22 protein-coding genes, 1 pseudogene and 1 riboswitch are annotated in these 23,829 nt (G+C 70.4%); of the genes and pseudogenes, 8 read left to right on the forward strand and 15 right to left on the reverse strand.

Features of this window, described 5'->3' with window-relative positions:
• Positions 1-35 precede the first annotated feature (35 nt).
• From AB0I68_RS21880 to AB0I68_RS21920, 9 genes are all read right to left on the reverse strand, one after another.
• Positions 36-692 carry a trimeric intracellular cation channel family protein gene (locus AB0I68_RS21880; RefSeq protein WP_363179001.1) on the reverse strand — a complete coding sequence of 219 codons (657 nt, stop codon included), beginning with the start codon at positions 690-692 and terminating at the stop codon, positions 36-38.
• Between the two features lie 421 nt (positions 693-1,113).
• Positions 1,114-2,190: a dipeptide ABC transporter ATP-binding protein gene (locus tag AB0I68_RS21885; protein WP_363179002.1), complete on the reverse strand. Its 1,077-nt coding sequence runs from the start codon at positions 2,188-2,190 to the stop codon at positions 1,114-1,116.
• A 5-nt stretch (positions 2,191-2,195) separates the two neighbouring features.
• Positions 2,196-3,350 (reverse strand): ABC transporter ATP-binding protein, encoded by a 1,155-nt coding sequence (locus tag AB0I68_RS21890; RefSeq protein ID WP_363179003.1) that lies wholly within the window; start codon positions 3,348-3,350, stop codon positions 2,196-2,198.
• The gene (locus tag AB0I68_RS21895; protein WP_363179004.1) at positions 3,347-4,348 is read right to left on the reverse strand and encodes an ABC transporter permease; all 1,002 of its coding nucleotides are present in this window, start codon (positions 4,346-4,348) and stop codon (positions 3,347-3,349) included. The genes AB0I68_RS21890 and AB0I68_RS21895 overlap by 4 nt, the downstream gene beginning before the upstream one ends.
• 141 nt (positions 4,349-4,489) lie before the next feature.
• Entirely contained in the window at positions 4,490-6,256 is a 1,767-nt protein-coding gene (locus AB0I68_RS21900) for an ABC transporter substrate-binding protein (RefSeq protein ID WP_363179005.1), read from the reverse strand.
• Positions 6,257-6,297: 41 nt separating this feature from the next.
• Complete coding sequence (locus tag AB0I68_RS21905; protein ID WP_363179006.1) at positions 6,298-7,290, reverse strand: ABC transporter permease; 993 nt, start codon at positions 7,288-7,290, stop codon at positions 6,298-6,300.
• A gap of 534 nt (positions 7,291-7,824) precedes the next feature.
• Positions 7,825-8,565, reverse strand: coding sequence for an enhanced serine sensitivity protein SseB C-terminal domain-containing protein (locus AB0I68_RS21910; protein ID WP_363179007.1), 741 nt, complete (start codon positions 8,563-8,565; stop codon positions 7,825-7,827).
• Between the two features lie 60 nt (positions 8,566-8,625).
• On the reverse strand, positions 8,626-9,360 hold the full coding sequence (locus AB0I68_RS21915) for an enhanced serine sensitivity protein SseB C-terminal domain-containing protein (RefSeq protein WP_363179065.1): 735 nt from the start codon (positions 9,358-9,360) through the stop codon (positions 8,626-8,628).
• Positions 9,361-9,507: 147 nt separating this feature from the next.
• Positions 9,508-10,140: an AAA family ATPase gene (locus AB0I68_RS21920; RefSeq protein ID WP_363179066.1), complete on the reverse strand. Its 633-nt coding sequence runs from the start codon at positions 10,138-10,140 to the stop codon at positions 9,508-9,510.
• Between the two features lie 243 nt (positions 10,141-10,383).
• Positions 10,384-10,487: riboswitch (glycine riboswitch) on the forward strand.
• Positions 10,488-10,671: 184 nt separating this feature from the next.
• Between AB0I68_RS21920 and gcvT the strand changes: the two genes are divergently transcribed.
• From gcvT to AB0I68_RS21945, 5 genes are all read left to right on the forward strand, one after another.
• Positions 10,672-11,787, forward strand: a complete 1,116-nt coding sequence (gene gcvT / locus AB0I68_RS21925) for a glycine cleavage system aminomethyltransferase GcvT (RefSeq protein ID WP_363179008.1) — start codon at positions 10,672-10,674, stop codon at positions 11,785-11,787.
• 80 nt (positions 11,788-11,867) lie between these two features.
• Positions 11,868-12,248: a glycine cleavage system protein GcvH gene (gene gcvH, locus AB0I68_RS21930; protein WP_363179009.1), complete on the forward strand. Its 381-nt coding sequence runs from the start codon at positions 11,868-11,870 to the stop codon at positions 12,246-12,248.
• A 15-nt stretch (positions 12,249-12,263) separates the two neighbouring features.
• Positions 12,264-13,520, forward strand: a complete 1,257-nt coding sequence (glyA, locus tag AB0I68_RS21935) for a serine hydroxymethyltransferase (RefSeq protein WP_363179010.1) — start codon at positions 12,264-12,266, stop codon at positions 13,518-13,520.
• Positions 13,521-14,019: 499 nt separating this feature from the next.
• Entirely contained in the window at positions 14,020-15,402 is a 1,383-nt protein-coding gene (locus AB0I68_RS21940) for an L-serine ammonia-lyase (protein WP_363179011.1), read from the forward strand.
• 226 nt (positions 15,403-15,628) lie between these two features.
• Complete coding sequence (locus AB0I68_RS21945) at positions 15,629-16,045, forward strand: SsgA family sporulation/cell division regulator (protein WP_363179012.1); 417 nt, start codon at positions 15,629-15,631, stop codon at positions 16,043-16,045.
• 475 nt (positions 16,046-16,520) lie between these two features.
• Here the strand turns inward: AB0I68_RS21945 and AB0I68_RS21950 are convergent, their stop codons facing one another.
• Positions 16,521-17,234, reverse strand: a complete 714-nt coding sequence (locus tag AB0I68_RS21950; protein WP_363179013.1) for a flavodoxin family protein — start codon at positions 17,232-17,234, stop codon at positions 16,521-16,523.
• 88 nt (positions 17,235-17,322) lie between these two features.
• On the opposite strand from AB0I68_RS21950, the pseudogene AB0I68_RS21955 reads away from it, so the two are divergent.
• Positions 17,323-17,857 (forward strand): annotated as a pseudogene (locus tag AB0I68_RS21955) (ATP-binding cassette domain-containing protein); the annotation flags it as partial.
• Between the two features lie 262 nt (positions 17,858-18,119).
• Complete coding sequence (locus AB0I68_RS21960; protein ID WP_363179014.1) at positions 18,120-18,680, forward strand: PadR family transcriptional regulator; 561 nt, start codon at positions 18,120-18,122, stop codon at positions 18,678-18,680.
• Between the two features lie 123 nt (positions 18,681-18,803).
• On the opposite strand, the gene AB0I68_RS21965 is transcribed toward AB0I68_RS21960, so the two are convergent.
• Complete coding sequence (locus AB0I68_RS21965) at positions 18,804-19,016, reverse strand: EF-hand domain-containing protein (protein ID WP_266625258.1); 213 nt, start codon at positions 19,014-19,016, stop codon at positions 18,804-18,806.
• A 254-nt stretch (positions 19,017-19,270) separates the two neighbouring features.
• On the opposite strand from AB0I68_RS21965, the gene AB0I68_RS21970 reads away from it, so the two are divergent.
• Positions 19,271-19,762 carry a tRNA-dependent cyclodipeptide synthase gene (locus AB0I68_RS21970; RefSeq protein ID WP_363179015.1) on the forward strand — a complete coding sequence of 164 codons (492 nt, stop codon included), beginning with the start codon at positions 19,271-19,273 and terminating at the stop codon, positions 19,760-19,762.
• Between the two features lie 156 nt (positions 19,763-19,918).
• On the opposite strand, the gene AB0I68_RS21975 is transcribed toward AB0I68_RS21970, so the two are convergent.
• From AB0I68_RS21975 to AB0I68_RS21990, 4 genes are all read right to left on the reverse strand, one after another.
• Positions 19,919-21,109 (reverse strand): hypothetical protein, encoded by a 1,191-nt coding sequence (locus AB0I68_RS21975; RefSeq protein ID WP_363179017.1) that lies wholly within the window; start codon positions 21,107-21,109, stop codon positions 19,919-19,921.
• Positions 21,106-21,945: a polysaccharide deacetylase family protein gene (locus tag AB0I68_RS21980; protein WP_363179018.1), complete on the reverse strand. Its 840-nt coding sequence runs from the start codon at positions 21,943-21,945 to the stop codon at positions 21,106-21,108. Before AB0I68_RS21980 ends, AB0I68_RS21975 begins: the two co-directional genes overlap by 4 nt.
• A gap of 348 nt (positions 21,946-22,293) precedes the next feature.
• The gene (locus AB0I68_RS21985) at positions 22,294-22,797 is read right to left on the reverse strand and encodes an ATP-binding protein (RefSeq protein WP_363179019.1); all 504 of its coding nucleotides are present in this window, start codon (positions 22,795-22,797) and stop codon (positions 22,294-22,296) included.
• Positions 22,798-23,025: 228 nt separating this feature from the next.
• The gene (locus AB0I68_RS21990) at positions 23,026-23,793 is read right to left on the reverse strand and encodes an enoyl-CoA hydratase-related protein (protein ID WP_363179020.1); all 768 of its coding nucleotides are present in this window, start codon (positions 23,791-23,793) and stop codon (positions 23,026-23,028) included.
• Positions 23,794-23,829 lie beyond the last annotated feature (36 nt).

Here is a 23,829-nt window from a genome sequence, read left to right on the forward strand (position 1 = left end):
CTACTAAGCGGTAGCTTTCCATTGCCACGTGCTGGTTACAGCTCTTCGGCCACCGAGGAGCGGCGGTTCCAGGCCAGTGGGGCCCGCCAGTGGTAGCGCATGGCGAGGAGCCGGAGCACGAAGGTGGTGACGATCGCGAGGGCGGTGGTCACGCCGTTGAGCACGTCGAAGGCGATGAACTCGGCCACCATCGAGGCGCCGACGATGGCGGGGACGGCGTACATCTCGCGGTCGCGCAGCAGCGACGGCACCTCGTTGGCCAGGACGTCGCGCAGGACGCCTCCGCCGACGGCCGTGGCCAGGCCGAGCGCGGCGGACGCGGTGAGTCCGAGGCCGAACTGGTAGGCCTTGGTCGTGCCCGTCACGCAGAACAGGCCGAGGCCGGCGGCGTCGCAGACGTTGATGGCCCGGTTGATCCGCTGGACCTCGGGGTGCAGGAAGAAGACGAGGCCGGCGGCGATCAGCGGGGTGACGAAGAAGCTGAGCTCGCCGAAGGCGGCCGGCGGGACGGCGCCGATGACGAGGTCGCGGAAGAGGCCGCCGCCGAGGGCGGTGACCAGCGCGAGGACGCAGATGCCGAAGACGTCGAAGTTCTTGCGTACGGCGAGCAGGGCGCCTGCGGTGGCGAAGACGAAGATGCCGGCGAGGTCCAGGGCATGCTGGATCCCGGGCGGGAAGAGATCGTGGAGCACTGCCCCATTGTGCCGTTCGCCTGGCCGGCGCATTGACGGGCCGGGCCGCCACCGGCCCGGCACCCCACCCGGGACCCGCCGGACCCGAGCCGAGGCCGGACCCGAGGCTGGGGCCGAGGCCGGGCCCGAGCCGAGCCCGGAGCCCGAGTCGAGGCCGGGGCCGAGCCGGACCCGAGGCCGGAGCCGGACCCGAGGCCAGGGCCGGACCCGAGGCCGGGACCGAGGCCCGACCCGAGGGCGGCACCCGAGCCGAGGCTGGACCCGAGGCCAGGGCCGAGGCCCGACCCGAGGGCGGCACCCGAGCCGGGGCCGAGGCCGGAGCCGGACCCGAGGCCCGAGCCGGGGTTGGGCGGGGACAAGCCGGTGTCCCGGGCTCCGACCGCTACGCGGAGACCGGGACACCGGACGATGTGGGCCCGGGTTACCCCGAGACCGTGACCACCGCTTCCGACGCGCCCGGCAGGGCCGGGTCGCCCGGGGCCTGGTCGGCGGCGTTCTCCGGGTGGTGGCAGGCCACCTGGTGGCCCGTGGCCAGGGCCAGCATCGGCGGCTCCTGCGTGGTGCAGATCTGCGTGGCCTTCCAGCACCGCGTGTGGAAGCGGCAGCCGGAAGGAGGGGAGATCGGCGAAGGGACATCGCCCTTGAGCAGGATGCGCCCGCTCTTCGCGCCGCGCCGGCGCGGGTCCGGCACCGGCACGGCCGACAGCAGCGCCTTGGTGTACGGGTGCATCGGGTTCTCGTACAGCGACTTGCGGTCGGTCAGCTCCACGATCTTGCCGAGGTACATCACCGCGATGCGGTCCGACACGTGCCGGATGACCGACAGGTCGTGCGCGATGATCACGTACGTGAGGCCGAGCTCCTCCTGGAGGTCGTCCAGCAGGTTGACCACCTGCGCCTGGATCGACACGTCCAGCGCCGAGACCGGCTCGTCGGCGACGACCAGCTTCGGCTTCAGGGCCAGCGCGCGGGCGATGCCGATGCGCTGGCGCTGGCCGCCCGAGAACTCGTGCGGGTACCGGTTGTAGTGCTCCGGGTTGAGACCCACCAGGGACAGGAGGCGCTGCACCTCCGCCTTCAGGCCGCCCTCCGGCTGCACGCCCTGGAGCTTGAAGGGGGCGCTGACGATCGTGCCGACCGTGTGCCGCGGGTTCAGCGAGCCGTACGGGTCCTGGAAGATCATCTGCACGTCGCGGCGCAGCGGACGCATCCCGGAGACCCCGAGGTGCGTGATGTCGCGCCCCTCGAACTCGACCGTGCCGCCCGTGGGCTCCAGCAGACGCGTGATCAGCCGGCCCATCGTCGACTTGCCGCAGCCGGACTCGCCGACCACGCCCAGCGTCTCACCGCGCCGGACGTCGAAGTCGATGCCGTCCACGGCCTTGACGGCCCCGACCTGCCGGCGCAGCAGCCCCTTGTTGATGGGGAAGTGCTTGACCAGGCCGGTCACCTTCAGCAGCGGCTGCTCCGCCGCGGCGGCCTCGGAGTCCTTCTTCATGTCGGTCACAGCTTCGGCGCAATCTCTTCGGTCCAGATCCGGGTCCGCTCCTCCTGCGACATGTGGCAGGCGGACCAGTGCCGGCTGTCGTCCTCGGTGAGCTCGGGCCGCTGGGTGCGGGTGATGCCGCCCTTGGGGATGTCGGCGTACGGGCAGCGCGGGTTGAAGGCACAGCCGCTCGGGATGTTGATGAGGCTGGGCGGCGAGCCCTTGACCGGGATCAGGCGCTCGGTCTGCTCGCGGTCGATGCGCGGCATGGAGCCGAGCAGGCCCCAGGTGTAGGGGTGGCGGGGTTCGTAGAAGACCTTCTCGGCGGTGCCGCGCTCGACGCACCGGCCGCCGTACATCACGAGGATCTCGTCGGCCATCTCGGCGACCACGCCGAGGTCGTGCGTGATCATGATGACCGCGGAGCCGAACTCCTTCTGCAGGTCGCGGATCAGGTCGAGGATCTGCGCCTGGACGGTGACGTCCAGCGCGGTGGTCGGCTCGTCCGCGATCAGCAGTTCGGGGTTGTTGACCAGTGCCATCGCGATCATCGCGCGCTGGCGCATACCGCCGGAGAACTCGTGCGGGTACCCGTCCACGCGCCGGTGGGGCTCCGGGATGCCGACCCGGTCGAGCATCTCGATCGCGCGGGTGCGGGCGGTCTTCTTGTCGACGTCCTGGTGGGTCCGGTACGCCTCGATGATCTGCTTGCCGACCGAGTAGTACGGGTGCATCGCGGACAGCGGGTCCTGGAAGACCATCGCCATCTTGCGGCCGCGCAACTTGCGCACGTGGTCCGCGTCGGCCCGCACGAGGTCCTCGCCGTCGAGCACGACCTGGCCCGAGATGTGCGGGCGGCTGCGGGCGTTGCCGGTGCGGTGCAGGCCCATGATGGCCAGCGAGGTCACCGACTTGCCGGAGCCAGACTCGCCGACGATGCCGAGCGTCTTGCCGCGCTCGAGGTCGAAGGAGAGCCCGTCGACGGACTTGACCAGGCCGTCGTCGGTCGGGAAGTGCACCTTGAGGTCGCGTACGGAGAGGAAGGCCGCGCTGTTCGACGGGCCGGTCTTGGGCGGCCCGGCCTGCTCGGGTACGAACGCGGGCCCGCCGACGACGGGTTCGCGGTCGGCGGACTCGCCGGAGCCGCTGCCGGTGGTGGGGTTCTCGGTCACGTCAGCCTCACGCGCGGGTCGATGACGGCGTACAGCAGGTCCACGATCAGGTTGGCCATCACCACGAAGAGCGCGGCGAGCAGGGTGACGCCCATGATCACGGGCAGGTCGCCCTGGCCGATGGCGGCCACGGCCGCCGTCCCCAGACCCTGGAAGTTGAAGGTCGTCTCGGTGAGCACCGCGCCGCCGAGGAGTCCGCCGAGGTCCAGGCCGAACATCGTGACGATCGGGGTGAGGGTGGAGCGCAGGGCGTGCTTGCGGATGACCACGCCCTCCTTGAGCCCCTTGGCTCGGGCGGTGCGGATGTAGTCCTCGCCGAGGACCTCCAGCATCGTGGCGCGGGTGATGCGGGCGTAGGTCGCGGCGAAGAGGAAGGCCAGGGTCACCCACGGCAGGATCAGGGAGTTGAGCCAGGCCAGTGGATCCTCGGTGAACGGTTTGTAGTTGGACACGTCCAGCCAGCCGAGGCTGTAGACGAAGATCGCGGGAGCCACCATGCCGGTGAAGAAGATCGGCAGGGAGACGCCTGCGAGCGCGCCGACCATGACGGTGCGGTCGATGGCGGTCCGGCGTTTGAGTGCCGAGATCACACCGGTCGCCACACCGGCGATCACCCAGATCACCGCTGCGCCGAGGGCGAGCGAGAGGGTGACCGGCATGCGGTCGACCATGGTCTCCCAGACGGGCGCCTCGGTCTTGAAGGAGTAGCCGAAGCAGGGGGCGGCGCAGTGGGTGACATCGGTGCCGCCGTCGTAGTCGCGGCCGACGAAGATGCCCTTGACGAAGGTCAGGTACTGCTCGGAGATGGGCTTGTCGAAGCCCATCTTCACGCGGATGCCCGCCAGGGCGGTCTCGTTGGTCTCGCGGCCGGCGTACATCAGGGCCGGATCGCTGCCTGTGAGCTTGGGGACCGCGAAGAAGATACCGAAGGTGACCACGGAGACCACCAGCAGCGTGGCGACGACGTTGAAAAGCCGTCGTATGAGGTAGACGAGCACTGCAGTCGGCCGCCCGGGGCGGGCGGCTGCCGTCCCTCGTGGGGACGACAGCCGCCGCCTGCGGCCTTCACCTGCCCTTCGGACTAGCGCATGTGCGGTGAAGGCACTTGCCTGTTGTTACGTGACGACTCGACGACTCGACTACTTGGCGGCGATGCCGACGGTGGCCAGGTCGATCTTGCCCATGGAGTCGTTGAAGTAGACGTTCGTCAGACGCGGGTTGTGGTAGACGAAGGCCTTGTCGAAGTTGATCGGGAGGTAGAGAGCCTTCTCCATGACCTTCTTGTTGATGTCCGTGTAGAACGGAGCAGCAGCTTCCGGAGTCGCGGCGGCCGCGGCCGTCTTGAACAGCTGGTTGATCTCCGGGTCGTTGATCATCGTGTAGTTGTTGTTGCCGTTGGGCTGGATGAACGATCCGTCGACGAGCGGCTGCAGGAAGCCCGAGCCGGAGTTGTAGTCGGCGCCCCAGCCCATCACGATGATGCCGTAGTTCTTCTTCTTCACGTTCTCGGGCGAGCCGATCGTGGAGGAGGAGAGCTTGCCGTCGTACTGGTCGATGGTGACCTTGATGCCGACCTTGGCGAGCGACGCCTGCAGGGACTCGGCGGTCTTCACCTCGGGGGCGCGGTTGTTGCGCACCGCGATGGTGGTCTCGAACCCGTCCGGCTTGCCGCAGGCCTTGAGGGCCTCCTTGGCCTTGGCCTCCTGGGGCTCGCCCTTGGTCAGGCTGAACGGGTCGTAGCTCTTGTCGGAGCCGGGGATGCCGGGCGGCAGCATGTTGGCGCCGAGGTCACCGCTGGTCGGGCCGCCACGGGCGGTCTGCAGGGACTTCGGGTCGGCCGCGTAGATGACGGCCTTGCGGCACTCGACGTTGTCGAACGGCGCGACCGTGGTCGGGAAGGCGAAGTAGCGGATGTAGCCCGTGAACGGGTTGTCCGCGTTCTTCTTCAGGCTCTCGTCCTTGAGGACCTTGTTCTTGCCGGCCTGCTGCATGCCCGTGCCGTCGATGGCGAGGTCGATGTCGCCCGACAGCAGACGCGCGTCCATGTCGTCCGGGTTGGTCGTCACCGTGAAGGAGACCTTGTCCGGCAGACCCTTGCGGATCGTGTCGGTCTTCGGGTCCCAGTTCTCGTTGCGGACGAAGGTCGCGCCCTTGCTCGCGGTGAAGCTCTCGACCTTGTACGGGCCGGTGGAGACCGGCTTGTTGGTGTACGTGGCGCCCGTGTCCTTGGCCGCCGGGACCGGCGAGGACGACGGCATGGCCAGCAGGTAGCTGAAGTCGGAGTTGGCGCTCGCCAGGTTGAAGACGATCGTCTTGTCGTCCGGCGTCTCGACGGACTTCAGACCCATCTTGTTGGCGTCGGTGTCCTTGTAGGGGCCGGGGTACTTCTGGCCCTGGTCGAGGAGGTCGATCAGGTAGGTGGGACCGCCGGACAGCACGTCCTGCGCGAAGACGCGCTCGATGCCGTACTTGAAGTCCTTCGAGGTGATCGGCGTGCCGTCCTCGAACTTGACGCCGTCCTTGATCTTGAGGGTGTACGTCTTGCCGTCGTTGCTCAGGACCGGCAGGCCCTCGGCGAGGTCCGGGACGAGCTTGCTGCCGTCCTTGCCCGGCTTGCTGTCGTACGCGAGCAGCTGGCGCACGTAGAGGCGCTGGATGTCCCACACGAAGCCGTAGTAGGCGCGCGCCGGGTCGAGGTAGTCGACGTCCTGCGGCGACCAGAGCTTGAGCTCACCGCCCTTGGCGTCCGAGGGGTTCACCATGGCGGTGGTCGCGGCGTTGAAGGCAGCGCCGCCTCCGCCCTTGCCCTCGGACTTCTTGTCGCCGTCATTGCCACCGCACGCGGCGGTCAGGGACAGGGCGGCGATCACGGCGGTGATCGCGAATGCCTGCTTTCTGCGGATCACGTTGGTCCAACCTCCATAGGTGGGTGAATCGATGAAGCGGTTCAGCTGCCCTTGGGGTCGAGTGCGTCACGCAGCCCGTCCCCGAAGAGGTTGAACGCCAGGACGGTGATGAAGATCGTGATACCGGGGACCACCATGTACGCGGGGTCGTCCTGGTAGATGGGGATGGCGTCGGAGAGCATCTTTCCCCAGGAGGCGGTGGGCGGCTTGACGCCGGCACCGAGGAAGCTGAGGGCGGCCTCCGTCAGGATGTTGGTCGGGATGAGCAGCGTCGAGTAGACGAGGATCGGCGCGACCAGGTTGGGCAGCAGCTCCTTGATGAGGATGTAGCCGCGGCCCGCGCCGAGGCTGCGCGCGGCCTCGACGTACTCGCGCTCCCGCAGGGAGATCGTCTGGCCTCGGACGATACGGCCGATGTAGGGCCATCCGAAGAAGCCGATCACGACGATCAGTACGCCCATCCGGACGCCCGAACCCGAGAACCCCCACAGGGAGTTGGGGACGACGGACACCAGGGCGATGGTGAACAGCAGCTGCGGGAAGGCGAGCAGCAGGTCCATCAGGCGGCTGATGAGGCCGTCGACCCAGCCGCCGATGAACCCGGCGAGCGCGCCGAGCAGGCTGCCTATGGTGACCGACACGAAGGCCGACAGGAAGGCGACGACCAGGGAGATGCGGGCGCCGTAGACGATCCGGCTGAACACGTCGCGGCCGTTGGTGGGTTCGACGCCGAGCAGGTAGTCGGAGCTCATGCCGCCGAAGGAGCCGAGCGGTGTGCCCAGGTCCGGGTCGATCAAGTCCTCGTGGAACTCGTTGGGCGGGTGGCCCAGCAGGCTCACGATCTGCGGTGCGAAGACCGCCACCAGGATCAGGAAGATCACGACCACGCCGCCGGTCAGCGCGATCTTGTCGCGCTTGAGCCGCATCCAGGCGATGCGGCCGGGCGAGCGGCCTTCGATGGCCTTGGCTGGGACGTCGGCTACGGACACGGGTGCGGGTGATTCCGCGCTCGTGTCATGCAGTGGTGCCGTCATCGTGGTGGGGACCCCTCTCGGCCGACGGGTTGCCGGCCCATGCCCGCCGCTGTGGCGGCGTTGGTGCGGAGTGGCGCTCGGAGTGCGTGGTGCCACGCAATACGCGTGTGAAGTGCAGGAACTGCGGGAAGAGCTGTGCGAAGCAACAAGCGAAAGACATATGCCGAACCGCGTCTTGGAGGACTGACCGGCTCTTGGGTGGGGAGTCTTCATCGGCGCGTCGATCAGCCGCCAGACCCGCAGGTGAATGGATGCGCAACCGTGATGTGAGGGTCGAGTTCCCGTTATCCGGACTTCGCTCCCGCCTGAGCGGATCAACACCGTCCGTTCGGTACGCAATCGGACATGGCGCCCAACTGGCGGCAGGAGCATGCCTTTTGGCCCCACAACAACGATGAAATCAGGACAAGTCGAAGGCCGCAGGGAACGGTGGTTCCCTGCGGCCTTCGGTTGACTCGATACGGCTGTCTCAAAGCCCGGGCAGACCTCGGACGGGAGGCCCGGAGGTCGGCAGTCCGGGTCGGCGGCCCGGGGTCAGTACGCGGGGGCCTGGCCCTCGCGGTCGTAGAAGGGGCGGCTCTGGGTGCGCAGCCACATCGCGACGGGGTCGTGCTCGTCCGCCAGCGCCACCGTGCACACCGGGACACCCTCGGGGACCGCGCCGACCGACTGGCGCATCATCTCCCGTACGGATTCCAGCGCGGGCGCGGAGGCGTCGTACAGGTCGAGCCCGACCGCGAGGTACGGCGAACCCAGCGCAGGCTGCACCCAGGCGCGGCGCAGCGAGCGGACGGCGGGGGTACGGTGCGCGTGCTGGGTCAGCAGCCCGTAGAACTGCGGGAGCTCCAGGGCGGGCTCGGACAGCCGCAGCGGACCGGCCGGCATCCGGTCGAGGCCGGTGGCGATCCGGCGCAGGTCGGCCCAGGGGATGCCGAGGCCGCCGCCCTGGGCGTGCGGGTTGAGCCACAGCCCCCAGCGGTCCGGGTACAGGGCGCGGGCGATGTCCCGGCCGGTGACCACCTCGTAGCCGCGGCTCCAGCCGCTGGCGGCCAGTTCCTGGGGGGAGGTCACGCACGGCGCGTACCCGAGGCCCTCGACCTCCATGCCGCCGTACTGGGCGTCAGGGGAGCCCGGCTGGCCCTGCCAGAGCAGCATCCACAGACGGCCCTCGGCGAGGGCATGCAGAAGCGACTCATAACTCTCAAAGCGCCCGGGAGTCACCTGGCGCATCATGTGCTCGACCTGCCCGGCCGCGGCCGTGCCTGACGCACTCACCCGGTACTCCTCTTCGTCTGCCCGTCGTCCCACCCGTATCCGCACCCAGCTTAAGCGGCCCTAAGGGAGGTAGAAGGGGCGTACGCGCGTAACGATGAAGTCGACCACCGGGTCCTGCGCGGCGTCCAGAAGGATCAACTGCACGGGCCAGGGCGGCGGTACGCGGGTCAGGGCCCGGCCGAGGGCGTCCATCGGGGCGTTCCGCATTCCGGGCTCCCATCCCAGCAGCCGGACACCGATGTAGAGCTCCGGTGCCCCGCCCTCGACGCTGGCCAGGCAGCGGTGGGCGGCGGCGACCACGCCGGTGGCGCGGAACTCCTCGGCGGCGGCGTTCAGGAAGTCCACCGGGTCGTCCTGCCAGTCGGGCTCGTAGAGCCGGACGCGGCCGCCGGTGGCGGGGCCGTCGAGCGGGGACCGGCCGACGCGGCAGAGCTCCGCGACGGCGGGCGGGGGCAGCGGGACGCCGACGGCGCCCTCGGGGTTCACGGCGATGCCGAGCTGCGGGGGCAGGCCGCGGGCGAACTCGACGGCGGGGGCCACGGCGAAGTCCATGGCGGGTCCGACGCAGGCGCGGAACTGGGCCTCGGAGCTGTAGACGGGGACGTACGCCGCCCCGTTGATGTCCATGGTGGGCAGCATGAGGCCGGCCCCGTCCGGGCCGCCACCGCCGGGCAGGGGCACCCATACCTGGCTCCGCCCGAGCACCTCGACGATCCGGGCCCCGGCGTCCGCCTGCCCGAGGGCCGCCCCGAGCACGTGCTCCAGCTCGTTGTCCGGCCAGCCGCCGCCGTGCATCTCCGCCTCCGCTTGTGGTCGCTCTCGCTGCCTTGCTGTCACGCCGAGGCTAGTGGGTCCCCGTACGCCCGTGCTCCGCGCCTCCCGCACCGCCTGTGCCGACGGGTGCGGGCCCGGTGCCGCGGGGGCCGGCCGGGGGCCCCGGCCTCAGGGCATCACGGAGCCGGGGGCGCGGAAGGCTATGCGGGTCACGCGGGAGGCCGAGCCGCGGTCCAGCAGGATCGCCGAGGTGCAGCCCGCGGGGAGGCGGCCCGATTCCGCCTCGCGCAGCAGGCGGGCCACCGCGCCGCGGTGGCGGGCGAAGGCGTACGCCGACACCCCGCGCCCCCGCGCCGCCTGCCCGGCCAGGGCCTCGTCCGGGGTGGTGTCCAGCAGCAGCAGGTGCAGCCCCCGGCCCCGCCGCCGCGCGGCCGCCGCCAGCAGGCCGCGGACCCAGCTCTGCGTTCCGCAGTCGTGGACCACCGCCGAGGCCCCGGAGCGCAGCGCCCGCCACAGCCCCCAGTAGTGCGCGCAGCGGACCAGCGGCCGGTACACCCCGTACGGCAGCGCCCGCGGCATCCGCCGCTCCCAGCGCTCGCGCACGTCCTGGGAGTCGATGCCGCCGCCCTCCGCGGCCCGCTTGATCAGCGTGCTCTTGCCGCCGCCCGGCAGGCCGGAGACCACGACGATGTCCCCTTCGGCGAAGCCGAGCCACTGCGGTCCGTGCGCCCCCCGGCCGCGCAGGTCGCGTACGGGACCGCCGTCGGAGCGCGCCCGCCGCGCCGCAGGCACCCCGTCCACGGCTCCCGTCCCGGTCGCCGCCAGCGCTCCGAATCTCCGCACGGTGATCGCCTCCCCCAATCGGGCCCACGCAGGACCCCATGCCCACTGAGTGTAAAGAGACGGTAATCCGGCAGTCCCCGGTTCCGGTCCCCGCTTCCCGGCCGCATCACCGGTCCGTACGTTCTTTCGGGCCCGCCCGCCCAATCGCCCGGACGGCGTGCAATGATGTGCGCCATCTGGACCAACTGCATACCGGCCGCTTGAATCCGCGCGGGAGAGTCCCGGCAGGCCGCGAGGCCGTGCCCGGGCGCCGAAGGAGCAAGTACCTCCCTTGAATCTCTCAGGCCCCGTACCGCGTGGATGAGGCAGATCTGAAAAGCGAGCCGCGCCGCCGTCCCTCACGACGGCATCCGCGTGCGCTCCACCCAAGGTGCAAGTCGACGTTCCCCGGGTCCGACCGGGAACTCTCGGCGAACCTCTCAGGTTCCGATGACAGATGGGGAGGATCGTCCTCGTCATGTCATGCCCTGGGACCCGGGAGCCACACCCATGAGCACTGCCCCCCGCCTGACCGCCCTCGATGCGCTGCACCGCCTCCTCGGTGCGACCATGACCGATTTCGCGGGCTGGGACATGCCCCTGCGGTACGCCAGTGAACGCGACGAGCACAACGCCGTTCGGACCAGGGCCGGTCTCTTCGACCTCTCCCACATGGGCGAGATCACGCTGACCGGCCCGGAGGCCGTCAAGGCCCTGGACTACGCGCTGGTCGGCAACATCTCCACCGTCGGCGTCGGCCGCGCCCGCTACACGCACATCTGCCAGGAGGACGGCGGGATCGTCGACGACCTGATCGTCTACCGCCTGGGCGAGACCGAGTACATGGTCGTCGCGAACGCCTCGAACGCCCAGGTCGTCCTGGACGCCCTGACCGAGCGCGCCGCCGGCTTCGACACCGAGGTCCGCGACGACCGTGACGCGTACGCGCTGATCGCCGTGCAGGGCCCGGAGTCCCCCGGCATCCTCGCCTCCCTCACCGACGCCGACCTGGACGGCCTGAAGTACTACGCCGGCCTGCCGGGCACGGTCGCGGGCGTGCCCGCGCTGATCGCGCGTACGGGCTACACGGGCGAGGACGGCTTCGAGCTGTTCGTCGCCCCCGAGCACGCCGTCGAGCTGTGGCAGGCGCTGACCAAGGCCGGCGAGGGCGTCGGCCTGGTCCCGGCGGGCCTGTCCTGCCGCGACACCCTGCGCCTGGAGGCGGGCATGCCGCTGTACGGGCACGAGCTGACCACCTCCCTCACCCCGTTCGACGCGGGTCTGGGCCGGGTCGTCAAGTTCGAGAAGGAGGGCGAGTTCGTGGGCCGCGCCGCCCTGGAGGCCGCCGCCGAGCGCGCCGCCACGAACCCGCCCCGCAAGCTGGTCGGCCTGATCGCCGAGGGCCGCCGCGTCCCGCGCGCCGGCTTCCCCGTCGTGGCCGGCGGACAGGTCATCGGCGAGGTCACCTCGGGCGCCCCGTCCCCGACGCTGGGCAAGCCGATCGCGATGGCGTACGTGGACGCGGTGCACGCCGCGCCCGGCACGTCCGGCGTCGGCGTGGACATCCGCGGTACGCATGAGCCGTACGAGGTCGTGGCCCTGCCGTTCTACAAGCGGCAGAAGTAGCGCCCGTACGCCGTACCGGCCGTCTCAGTACGCAAGACCGCTGTTCGTATCCACTCCCCCGCATCCAGGAGAATCAGGTCATGAGCAACCCCCAGCAGCTGCGTTACAGCAAGGAGCACGAGTGGCTGTCGACCGCCGAGGACGGCGTCGCGACGGTCGGCATCACGGAGTTCGCGGCCAACGCGCTCGGTGACGTCGTCTACGCCCAGCTCCCCGAGGTCGGCGACACCGTGACCGCGGGCGAGACCTGCGGTGAGCTGGAGTCGACCAAGTCCGTCAGCGACCTGTACTCCCCCGTGACCGGTGAGGTCGTCGAGGCCAACCAGGACGTCGTGGAAGACCCGGCGCTCGTGAACACCGCCCCGTTCGAGGGTGGCTGGCTGTTCAAGGTGCGCATCGCGGAGGAGCCGGCCGACCTGCTCTCCGCCGAGGAGTACGCCAAGCTCACCGCCGGTAACTGACCACAGGGGATCCTGATGTCTGTTCTGAACACCCCCCTCCACGAGCTCGACCCGGACGTCGCCGCCGCCGTCGACGCCGAGCTCGCACGCCAGCAGTCCACCCTGGAAATGATCGCGTCGGAGAACTTCGCTCCGGTCGCCGTCATGGAGGCCCAGGGCTCGGTCCTGACCAACAAGTACGCCGAGGGCTACCCGGGCCGCCGTTACTACGGCGGCTGCGAGCACGTCGACGTGGTCGAGCAGATCGCGATCGACCGCATCAAGGCGCTGTTCGGCGCCGAGGCCGCGAACGTCCAGCCGCACTCGGGTGCGCAGGCGAACGCCGCCGCGATGTTCGCGCTGCTGAAGCCGGGCGACACGATCATGGGCCTGAACCTGGCCCACGGCGGTCACCTGACCCACGGCATGAAGATCAACTTCTCCGGCAAGCTCTACAACGTGGTCCCGTACCACGTCGACGAGACCGGCCAGGTCGACATGGCCGAGGTCGAGCGCCTCGCCAAGGAGTCCAAGCCGCAGCTGATCGTCGCCGGCTGGTCCGCTTACCCGCGCCAGCTGGACTTCGCCGCCTTCCGCCGCATCGCGGACGAGGTCGGCGCGTACCTGATGGTCGACATGGCGCACTTCGCCGGCCTGGTGGCCGCGGGCCTGCACCCGAACCCGGTGCCGCACGCCCACGTCGTCACCACCACCACGCACAAGACCCTCGGCGGTCCGCGCGGCGGTGTCATCCTGTCGACGCAGGAGCTGGCCAAGAAGATCAACTCCGCGGTCTTCCCGGGTCAGCAGGGCGGCCCGCTGGAGCACGTGATCGCGGCCAAGGCGGTCTCCTTCAAGGTGGCGGCCTCGCCCGAGTTCAAGGAGCGCCAGGAGCGCACGCTCGAGGGCGCGAAGATCCTCGCCGCCCGTCTGGTCCAGGACGACGTCAAGGCCGTGGGCGTGGACGTCCTCACCGGCGGCACCGACGTGCACCTGGTCCTGGTCGACCTGCGCAACTCCGAGCTGGACGGCCAGCAGGCCGAGGACCGCCTCCACGAGGTCGGCATCACGGTCAACCGCAACGCCATCCCGAACGACCCGCGGCCGCCGATGGTCACCTCGGGTCTGCGGATCGGTACGCCGGCCCTCGCGACCCGCGGTTTCGACGCCGAGGCCTTCACCGAGGTCGCCGAGATCATCGCGCAGGCGCTGAAGCCCGCGTACGACAGCGAGTCCCTCAAGGCGCGCGTCTCCGCGCTCGCGGCGAAGTTCCCGCTGTACCCGACGCTCTGACGTCCGGGATTCATGAGCAGGGCCCGGTTCCGCAGTCCCCAGAACCGGGCCCTTCTCATGACCACTGACCTCCGAAGGTCTCGGCCTGCGCGCGCGTGGCCTGCGCGCCGCACCGGTCGAGGCGGCCGGACCCCGGGATCGCCGCGGCCCCGACCGGCGCCGCGCCCCCGCTCCCGCACCTCGGCGGCCCGCGTCCGGGCGGTCCGCGCGGGCGTCCGGGCCCGCTCCGCGGGGCCGCCAGGACCGGATCCCATCCTGGAGGCGAGGAAGCCCCTCGCCACACCGTCGTGGCACGGGAACGTGACCTGACCCACGCCCAACCGCAACCTCGCGCACCCGGTCCGGCAGCCGAACCGTTCACTTCACCGCGTTAAGCTCGTCTGTCGGACAAAATCCGAACAATCACCCCTCCTGAACCATCCGCATCACCCGCTCCGCCTGCATCACCCACCTCTTCTGCCCCCTCCCACCCCACGAGCAGACAAGGGAGTCCGCCACCGTGGCCATCTCCGTCTTCGATCTCTTCTCCATCGGCATCGGCCCCTCCTCCTCCCACACGGTCGGTCCGATGCGGGCCGCCCGCATGTTCGTGACGCGGCTGAAGAAGGACGGCGTGCTCGCCCAGACCGCGGCGGTCCGGGCCGAGCTGTACGGCTCCCTCGGTGCGACCGGCCACGGCCACGGCACGCCCAAGGCGGTGCTGCTGGGCCTGGAGGGCCACTCCCCCCGCACGGTGAACGTGGAGACGGCCGACGACGAGGTGGAGCGCATCCGCCGGACGGGCCGCCTGCGCCTGCTCGGCACCGAGATAGGGGGCGCGCACGAGATCGCCTTCGACGAGCCGAACCAGCTGATCCTGCACCGCCGCCGGTCCCTGCCGTACCACGCGAACGGCATGACGCTCTTCGCGTACGACGCCTCGGGCGCCCCGCTGCTGGAGAAGACGTACTACTCGGTCGGCGGCGGCTTCGTGGTGGACGAGGACGCGGTCGGCGAGGACCGGATCAAGCTCGACGACACGGTGCTGAAGTACCCGTTCCGCTCGGGCGACGAGATGCTCCGCCTGGCGAACGAGACCGGCCTGTCGATCTCCTCCCTGATGCTGGAGAACGAGAAGGCCTGGCGCACGGAGGAGGAGATCCGCGAGGGCCTGCTCGAGATCTGGCGGGTCATGCAGGCCTGCGTCGCGCGCGGCATGTCCCGCGAGGGCATCCTCCCGGGCGGCCTGCGGGTCAAGCGCCGGGCGGCCTCCACGGCGCGCCAGCTGCGCACCGAGGGCGACCCGATGATGCACCGCAGCGAGTGGACGACGATCTACGCGATGGCGGTCAACGAGGAGAACGCGGCGGGCGGCCGCGTCGTGACGGCCCCGACGAACGGCGCGGCGGGCGTCCTGCCGGCGGTCCTGCACTACTACATGAACTTCGTGCCGGGCGCGGACGAGGACGGCGTGGTCCGCTTCCTCCTCGCGGCGGGCGCGATCGGCATGCTGTTCAAGGAGAACGCCTCGATCTCCGGCGCCGAGGTCGGCTGCCAGGGCGAGGTCGGCTCGGCCTGCTCGATGGCGGCCGGAGCCCTCGCCGAGGTCCTGGGCGGCACCCCGGAGCAGGTCGAGAACGCGGCCGAGATCGGCATGGAGCACAACCTGGGCCTGACCTGCGACCCGGTCGGCGGGCTGGTCCAGATCCCGTGCATCGAGCGCAACGGCATGGCGGCGGTCAAGGCGGTCACGGCGGCGAAGATGGCGATGCGCGGCGACGGCACCCACAAGGTCTCCCTCGACAAGGTCATCAAGACCATGAAGGAGACGGGCGCCGACATGAAGGTCAAGTACAAGGAGACCGCCCGCGGCGGCCTGGCGGTGAACGTCATCGAGTGCTGATCCGGCACATACGACGGGGGAGGGCCCGACGCCACGCGTCGGGCCCTCCCCCGTCGGCTTCCGGCCCGCCCTCCCCCCGGAGGGCGGGCCCCTTCGCGTTCCTGTGACCAGACAGGTCCAGCGGCCCTCCGGGTCGGGACCTTCGGCCCACGGGGGCGGCCGGGAGGTGGGCTAGCTTGCCCGAGGGGGTGTGGATCCCCCCGACGGCCGACAGAGAGGCGTGCGCATGGACGGCATAGACGGCATCGAGCACCGCGTCCTCCCGCTCCGGCTGGAGGCCTCGCCCGCGCCCGTGCCGGTGCACGGGGTCTTCACGTACCGCTGCGACCGGCCCTACGAGCTGGCCCTCGACTTCCAGGGCGCCGGGATGCACCTGGCGCGCTGGGTGTTCTCCCGGGACCTGCTGCTCGACGGGGAGACCTGCGCGACGGGCCAGGGGGACATCCAGGTGTGGCCGCGGTGGCACGGCAGCGAGCCGCGCGTCTTCCTCGCCTTCAGCAACGGCGAGCAGAGCTGTGTCGTGTCCGCCCGCGCGAAGGACGTGCGCGCGCTGGGCCGGCGGCTGGTCGGGCTGGTGCCGCGGGGCGAGGAGCAGCGGCACTACGACCTCGACGCCGAGCTGAGCACCCTCCTGCCCCGGTAGGTGACCGATTACTCCGGTTTCTTTTTGTTTCATCTGATTTGGGTGCACCTATGAGCCCGCCGGGAGCGTCCTCAGCGGTGTCACCTGTCCCCGCCTCTGAAGAATCCGGTTCTACCTGCCCCGGCTCGAGGGCCTCGCCCTGACCGGCGACTTCGAGGGGTACGTCACGTTCGGCGCCGCCTTCAACGGCAAGCCCCCCTTCACCTCCTTCAAGCGGCACGCGCCCGAGCGGTTCGTGCTGGACATCGCACACCGCAGCGTCTGCTGCTGAGGCCCGGTGCGCCGCGCCCGCCGGAGCCGCGCGCCCTCGGGATGCTGCTGAACGGATGAGATCGCTCGGGATGGCGCATCCGTCGGGATCTTCGCCGGAGTGCCGACATCTAGTGCGTAGCGAAGCTGCCGCCAGGTTCCGTTCGGCGAACCGTCACCGCAACGCTTCGCCGAACGGATGGTGATCCGCCCCGGGCCATTCCCCTCAGCGGTGCTCGGGGTTCGGGAAGTCGAAGCGGCAGCCGGCGTCCCACTCCGAGCGCTGGTTGCCGTGCGCCGGGATCCCGCCCGAGCGTCTGAGCAGGGCGGCCAGGTGCATGAGGTTCCACGTCATGAAGCTGGTGTTCCGGTTGGTGAAGTCGTTCTCGGGGCCGCCCGAGCCGGGGTCGAGGTACGAGGGCCCGGGCCCGGCCTCGCCGATCCAGCCCGCGTCGGCCTGCGGCGGGACCGTGTAGCCGAGGTGCTGGAGGCTGTAGAGGATGTTCATGGCGCAGTGCTTCACGCCGTCCTCGTTGCCGGTGATGAGTGCGCCGCCGACGCGGCTGTAATAGGCGTACTGGCCCTGCTCGTTCAGGAGCGAGGAGCAGGCGTAGAGCCGCTCGATGACCTGCTTCATGACGGAGCTGTTGTCGCCGAGCCAGATCGGGCCGCACAGGACGAGGATGTCGGCGTCCATGATCTGGCTGTAGAGCACGGGCCACTGGTCGGTCTCCCAGCCGTGCTCGGTCATGTCGGGCCAGACACCGGTGGCGATGTCGTGGTCGACGGCCCGGATCAGCGAGGTCCGGACGCCGGCCGCCTCCATGACGGCGCGGCTCCTGTCGATCAGGCCTTCGGTGTTGCTGGTCTCGGGCGAGCGCTTGAGGGTGCAGTTGACGTAGACGGCGGACAGGTCGGAGTAGTCGTAGTCGGAGGCCACGCCACCAGCCTGTGCGCCGGCGGGCGGCGCCGCCACCGGGCCGCAGCCGTTCGGGGCCGCCTGCCCGGGATCGCACCCGTTCGGGCGGGCCGCCTCGGTGGAACAGGACGTCTCCTTCGGGCCGATGAACCTGGCCTGCCCGCCGAGCAGGTACGGGCGCGGGTGGACTCCGCACTCGGCGCGCTGGACATCACGGCGCTGCGGGACCGCCCGACGCACCTGCTCCCGTACGGCCAGCGCAAGCGCGCGGCGATCGCGGGCGCGGTGGCGATGGCTCCGCGGGTGCTGATCCTGGACGAGCCGACGGCCGGCCTGGACCCGGACGGGCAGGAGCGCCTGCTGGACGTCCTGGCGGGCCCGCGCTCGGCCGCGGCACCACGGTGGTCATGGCCACGCACGACGTCGACCTGGCGGTCCGCTGGGCCGACGACGCGGCGGTGCTGACCCCGTCGGGCATCCGTGTCGGCCCGGCGGAGGCCCTGTTGTCGGACCCGGAGCTGCTGGCCTCGGCGGGCCTGCGCCAGGCGTGGTCCCCGGCGGTGACGGCCTTCCTGCGGGCGCGGGACCTGCTCGACGGGGAGGCCCCGGGCCCGAAAACCCCGGAGGCACTGGCCAGTTGGGCTTGGCGTTCACGGATGCCCGGACGAGCGCGGCGTCCTCCGGGTCGAGGACACCGTCTCCGGGGAACGGCGCACCGCCGGGCGGCGCACGCCCCGCGCCCTCGAGGAATGGACCGGGGTGCCGGTGTCGCACCGGGGAGGGGCCCTCGGCGTGGACCGCATCCCCTCGCCGGTCACGGCCCTGCACACCGGCGGGAGCCGTCTCGCGATCGCCGCCGGGAACGGGATCGCGGTCCTCGGCCTCCCGCCTACCTAGGATGGCCGCATGTCGCTGCCGCACGCCATCCTCACCGCCCTGATGGAGAAGCCCTCGTCGGGGCTGGAGCTGACCCGGCGGTTCGACAAGTCGATCGGGTACTTCTGGTCCGCGACGCACCAGCAGATCTACCGCGAGCTCGGCCGGCTCGAGGAGGGCGGGCTGATCCGGGCACTGCCCAGCGAGGCGCCCGTACGGGGACAGAAGAAGCAGTACGAGGTGCTGGCCGCCGGAAGCGCGGAGCTCGCGCGGTGGGTCGGCGAGAGCCAGGACCCGAAGGCCATCCGGGATCCGCTGCTGCTGCGGATCCGGGCGGCCGCCGTGGTGGGCCCGCACGGGCTGGCCGGGGAGCTGCGGCGCCATCTGGATCTGCACCGGCGGCAGTTGGCCGTCTACGAGGCGATCGAGGAGAAGGACTTCCCGCCGGAGCGGAACTCCGACGAGGACCGGCTGCGCCGGCTGGTGCTGCACGGCGGCATCGGGCTGGAGACGTTCTGGCTGCGCTGGCTGGAGGAGGCCCTGGACGAGGTCGAGGACATGACGCCGCCCGGCGGCGCGGCCCGAGCCTGAGCGCAGGACCGGCGGAGCACGCGGGCGAAGACGCGGGGGCAGCGCGATGCCCCCGCCCCGCCCGGCAGGCGGGCGTCGCGGGGGCTGCGGGCCCCTCCCGGCACCGGCCGGGAGGAACGGGGCTTACTTGTTCAGGGAGGCCCAGAACTCGTCGAAGCTCAGCAGGCCGTCGCCGTTGGTGTCCTTCGCGGCGATCACGGCGTCCGCGACGGCGCCGGTCACGTACGCGTCACCCATTGCCTTCATGGCCGCGCTGTACTCGTCGGCCGTGACGAAGCCGTCACCGTCCGCGTCGAACTTGCCGAACGTCGCCCGCGCGCTCTCGATGTCAGCCACTGGGATCCACCCCTTCTTGGTGCTTGTTGACCGGCCCAGGGTAGCGGCAGCCGGACCCCTTCCCTCCCGCGGGTCCCGTTCGGGCGGCAGATAGAAATTCAATTACTCTCCCGTAAGGCGGAACCGATAATTCCGCGCAAGAAATCCACCCGGACTTGTCACGTTCCGGGATCGCGGCATAACGTACCGGCATTGCCGCCACACCAGGAGCGCAGGGCTCCCGGGGACAAGCGGCAACAAGGGCGATCACACAGGTGACGAGCACAGTCGACGCGTCATTCGAAGTTCTGCCCTTCACCCGCACGCGCCGCCATATCCGGGAAGACGGCGATCGCATATTCATCGGAGTCGGTCCTGGAAACAGCCACTTCAGCGCAGGGCGCATCGGCAGTCTCGCCGGCTGGGCCGTGATCCGCTTCGCCCAGGTCGACTTCGTGTACGCCGACCTCCACGCGGACCGGATGTTCGCCGCCTTCGGCTACACCCGGGAGCGCGCGGAGAAGCGCGCCGCGAAGGAGATCAAGGCGGTCCGGCGGCGCATTCTCAAGGGCGTGGAGGAATCAGGACATCCCCATGCGGAAATCCGCGTGAGGGAACTTTCCGAGTTCCAGTCGAACCCCGTCCACCAACTTCCGCACCGCCGCGTCCTGCATTTCCTGGAGACCGACGACGAATTCCGCAAGGGCTGCGAAAAGATGGCCTGGCGCTTTGGTACAAGGACGTCGGCTGCTTCGCCGGCCGGCTGAACGCGCAGCTCGCGCGGCCTGCCGAGCAGCGTACGGGGCTGCTCGGCAGGCCGCGGATCCGAAGGAGGCGGACCCTGAGTCGGCGCACCTGACCGACGACATGTTCGCGGGGTGTCCCGGGAGCTGTGCGAGCTCCCGGGGCACCGCCGTCCCGGCCTAGCGGAAGATGCCGGTGTGGCCGAGCGAGTAGCGGCCGGGCTGCGGGTAGACGGCCAGGCCGTGCGGGCCGCCGCCCACCGGGATCCTGGCGAGCTGCCGGCCGGTCACCGTGTCGATGGCGTAGACCTCGGAGTTGTAGCGGCCCGACAGCCACAGCACCTTGCCGTCGGCGGAGACTCCGCCCATGTCGGGGCTGCCGCCGTCGGGGAGCTCCCACTTCTTGGTGAGCTTGTTCTGCTTGAAGTCGAAGACCGAGATGCTGCCCTCGCCGCGGTTGGAGATGTACATCTCCTTGGAGTCGCGGCTGACGTACAGGCCGTGGGTGCCCTTGCCGGTGGGGAGCAGCTTGGGGACGTCGAACGTGGCGCCGCTGAACACCCACATGCCGTGCGCCATCATGTCCGCGACGTAGAAGGTCTTTCCGTCCGGGGAGATCTTCACGTCCTGCGGCATCGCGCCCTCGAAGGGCAGCTTCTGCTGGGCGATGACCTCCATCTTCTCGGTGTCGACCTTGAGGAGTTCGCCGGAGAACTCGCAGCTCACGATGAAGTAGCGGCCGTCGGCGGAGAAGTCCGCGTGATTGACGCCGGAACAGGTCACGGGAACGGTTTTCACGCGGTTCATCGTGTGCGCGTCGCGGAAGACCAGCTCGCGGTCCATGGAGGCCATCACGACGGCGTACTTGCCGTTCGGCGTGAAGTACAGGTTGTACGGGTCGTGCACCTCGACGGGCTCGCCCGCCTCGCCCGTGGCCGGGTTGATCGGCGTGAGCGTGTGGCCGCGGTTGTTGTTGACCCACAGGGTCTTCATGTCCCACGACGGGACGACGTGCTGGGGCTGGACGCCGACCGGGATGGTGTCGATGACCTTGTACGTCTTCGGGTCGATGACGGACACCGTGTTGGAGGTGGTGTTCGGCACGTAGACGCGGGACGGGAAGTCCTTCACCACCGGGGAGAGGTGGTTCGGCCGGTCGGCCGCGTACACGTCGTTCGGGTCGAGGAGCGGCGGCATCCCGGCCAGGCCCGGTGGGACGGCGGGGACGGCCTTGACGGGCTGCCGGGCCGGCGCCGCGGAGCCGAGCGCCTCGGCGGGCTCCTTGTCGGCCAATCCGCAGCCGGCCAGGGCGGCGAGGACCAGACCGGCCAGCAGCACGGTGGCCCTCCGGGGAAGGCGGGTGGTCGTCATGACGTCAGCAGCTCCGTGGTGGTCACCGCGCGCAGCTTGCGGCGCGCGAGTTCTTCGAGGAGGGGCGGCATCGCGTCGACCGTGTCCGCGTAGCCGAAGTGCAGGCTCACCACCGATCCGCCTTGGATCGTCCCGGTGACGGTGCGGATGACGGCCGCGGCGCCGGGCGAGGTGAAGTCGAGGGAGTCCACGTCGTACGAGAGGACGTGCGGGTAGCCCGCCCGCCGGGCCAGCTTCGTGACGAGCGGGGTCGCGTACTGGGTCTGCGAGGGCCGGAACCAGGTGCCGATGGAGCCGGTGAGCCGCTTGAGCCGCTGGGCGCAGCCGGTGATCTCGGCGTAGGCCTCCGCCTCGGGCATCGCGTTGATCGCGAGGTGGCGCTGGGTGTGGTTGCCGAGCTCGTGGCCGCCGTCCAGGACCCGGCGGGCCATGTCCGGGTGGGCGTCGAGCCAGCTGCCGATCGCCAGTACGGTAACCCGCGCGCCCGCTCTTTCGGCCTCGGCCAGCACGGCCCGGGCGATGGCGGGGTCCCCGTTGCCGTGGAAGGTGAGGGCGACCCGGGGGCGGTCGCGGGGACCGTGCCCGATCTCGTCGGGCTGTCCGGGGAACCGGCGCGGGGCCGGAGCGGGGGCCCGGCCCGCCCGTTCGGCGGCCCCGGTGGCCGGGGCGGGCTTGACCGGGGGCGCGGAGGGCGCCGGGCCGCCCGTCCCGCAGGCGGCGGTGAGGGCACCGGCGGCGGCGGCCGCGCCGGCGCGGAGGGCGGATCGGCGGTCCGGGTAGCAGAGCACCCGCCCATTTAAGTGGTGGATGACCCAGAAGATAACGATTGACCCCATTCGGGACCTTCGCCGGAGTGCATCCATACGAGGGAGTGTCCGATATGCGATCAAGGAATCACACAGAGCGGCGGATACTTATTCATTGATTGCGAGGTGAGTGGCCCACCTCACCTAGGATTCAACTAGAAACTCTTAGTATTTGCACACTTATGTCTAAATTGGGGCTTTTGGCGTTTGGTCGCCCGTCTGCCATAGTCGAAACCACGGCTTCCCCATTGACCCGAGCGAAGTCACCACGCCGAGGATCACACCCCCTTCGATCCTCGGCGCACCCACGAAGCCCCCACGACGCCCCACCACGGCGACCGGGGGCTTCAGGCGTTCCGAGGGGCGGCGGCGGGAGGGTCAGCGGTCGGCCACCCGCATCTCGAACCAGGTGATCTTGCCGCGCGGCAGCAGGTCGGCGCCCCACCTGTCGGAGAGCTTGTCGACGAGGAAGAGCCCCCGGCCAGTGGTGTCCAGCTCGTGGACCGGCATCAGGCACGGCAGCCCGCGCGAGGGGTCGCGCACCTCGACCCGGATCCAGCCGCGCCGCCGCAGCATCCGTAAGCCGAAGGAGCGGGCGCCGGTGTGACGCACCGCGTTGCCCACGAGCTCCGAGACCAGCAGGACGGTGTGCTCGGACACTTGCGGGGAGAATCCCCAGAAGCGGATCACCACGTACCGGGTGAGCCGGCGGGCCGTGCTCGCCGACTCGGGCATGGACGGGAGGTTCACTTCCACCTCGGCCGGATTCCCGTACAACTCCAGCGCCTTGAGACCCTGTTCGTCCTCAAGAGCCGCCGTCAGCCGTACGGCGGAAGCGCTGCTGCGCTGCCGCGGCTGTTCCACACCCTCCAGGCCCGCCATGAACCCATCATGGACGGCCGATACGCCCGTCCGGGCCGTTCCGCAGGAAAACACCCCCCGGAATGGTCGATTCCAAGGGGGCGTCCCGTCCTGTGCGTTGGGCAACCGGAAGGCCGCGAAACCACCCTGATCTGCGGTGACACACCGCCCCCGGATGATCACCCCGAGTGGGTCTCCACAGGTCCTTAAGGTTGCTTTAAGGCCTGGCTAATCCACCCTCAGGGAGGACTAGAGGAACTTCGCCTTGCCCGGGCCCTCCTCGACGAAGCTGCGCATGCCGCGCTCGCGGTCCTCGGTGGCGAACAGGCCCGCGAACCAGTTGCGTTCGATGGTCAGGCCGGTGTCGATGTCCGCCTCCAGACCCGCGTCCACACACTCCTTGGCGGCGCGCAGCGCGATCGCCGGGCCCTGGGCGAGCTTGGCGGCCCAGGCGTGCGCCTGCTCGTACACCTCGGCGGCGGGCACGACCCGGTCCACGAGCCCGAGGGTGAGCGCCTCGTCGGCCTTGACCATGCGCCCGGTGAAGATCAGGTCCTTGGCCTTGGACGGGCCGATCAGCCGGGACAGCCGCTGGGTGCCGCCGGCCCCGGGGATCAGGCCGAGCAGGATCTCGGGCTGGCCGAGCTTCGCGTTGTCGGCGGCGATCCGGTAGTCGGCGCACAGCGCGAGCTCGCAGCCGCCGCCCAGGGCGTATCCGGTGACGGCGGCGACGACGGGCTTGGGGATCCGCGCCACGGCCGTGAAGGCGTCCTGCAGCGCGCGGGACCGGGCGACCATCGCCGCGTGGTCCATCGTCTGCATCTCCTTGATGTCCGCGCCGGCCGCGAACACCTTCTCACCGCCGTAGATGATCACCGCGCGGACGTCGGCCCGGTTAGTGGCCTCCACCGCGAGCTCGCGCAGCCGGTCCTGGGTGGCGATGTCCAGAGCGTTCATGGGCGGCCGGTCCAGGCGGAGGGTGCCGACGCCTTCGGAGACTTCGAGAGAGAGGGTCATACGGGGAAGGTTAGCCGCGGTTAACACCAAGTGGCC

The sequence above is a fragment of the Streptomyces sp. NPDC050448 genome (genome assembly GCF_040655295.1).
In the GTDB taxonomy this organism is placed as follows: domain Bacteria; phylum Actinomycetota; class Actinomycetes; order Streptomycetales; family Streptomycetaceae; genus Streptomyces.

Bases quoted from the DNA above. Each gene is read 5' to 3' on its own strand.
- AB0I68_RS21885 (WP_363179002.1), bottom strand. From the start codon at position 2,190: ATGAAGAAGGACTCCGAGGCCGCCGCGGCGGAGCAGCCGCTGCTGAAG.
- AB0I68_RS21905 (WP_363179006.1), bottom strand. From the start codon at position 7,290: ATGACGGCACCACTGCATGACACGAGCGCGGAATCACCCGCACCCGTG.
- AB0I68_RS21915 (WP_363179065.1), bottom strand. From the start codon at position 9,360: ATGCACGGCGGCGGCTGGCCGGACAACGAGCTGGAGCACGTGCTCGGG.
- gcvT (WP_363179008.1), top strand. From the start codon at position 10,672: ATGAGCACTGCCCCCCGCCTGACCGCCCTCGATGCGCTGCACCGCCTC.
- gcvH (WP_363179009.1), top strand. From the start codon at position 11,868: ATGAGCAACCCCCAGCAGCTGCGTTACAGCAAGGAGCACGAGTGGCTG.
- glyA (WP_363179010.1), top strand. From the start codon at position 12,264: ATGTCTGTTCTGAACACCCCCCTCCACGAGCTCGACCCGGACGTCGCC.
- AB0I68_RS21945 (WP_363179012.1), top strand. From the start codon at position 15,629: ATGGACGGCATAGACGGCATCGAGCACCGCGTCCTCCCGCTCCGGCTG.
- AB0I68_RS21960 (WP_363179014.1), top strand. From the start codon at position 18,120: ATGTCGCTGCCGCACGCCATCCTCACCGCCCTGATGGAGAAGCCCTCG.
- AB0I68_RS21975 (WP_363179017.1), bottom strand. From the start codon at position 21,109: ATGACGACCACCCGCCTTCCCCGGAGGGCCACCGTGCTGCTGGCCGGT.
- AB0I68_RS21980 (WP_363179018.1), bottom strand. From the start codon at position 21,945: ATGGGGTCAATCGTTATCTTCTGGGTCATCCACCACTTAAATGGGCGG.
- AB0I68_RS21985 (WP_363179019.1), bottom strand. From the start codon at position 22,797: ATGGCGGGCCTGGAGGGTGTGGAACAGCCGCGGCAGCGCAGCAGCGCT.
- AB0I68_RS21990 (WP_363179020.1), bottom strand. From the start codon at position 23,793: ATGACCCTCTCTCTCGAAGTCTCCGAAGGCGTCGGCACCCTCCGCCTG.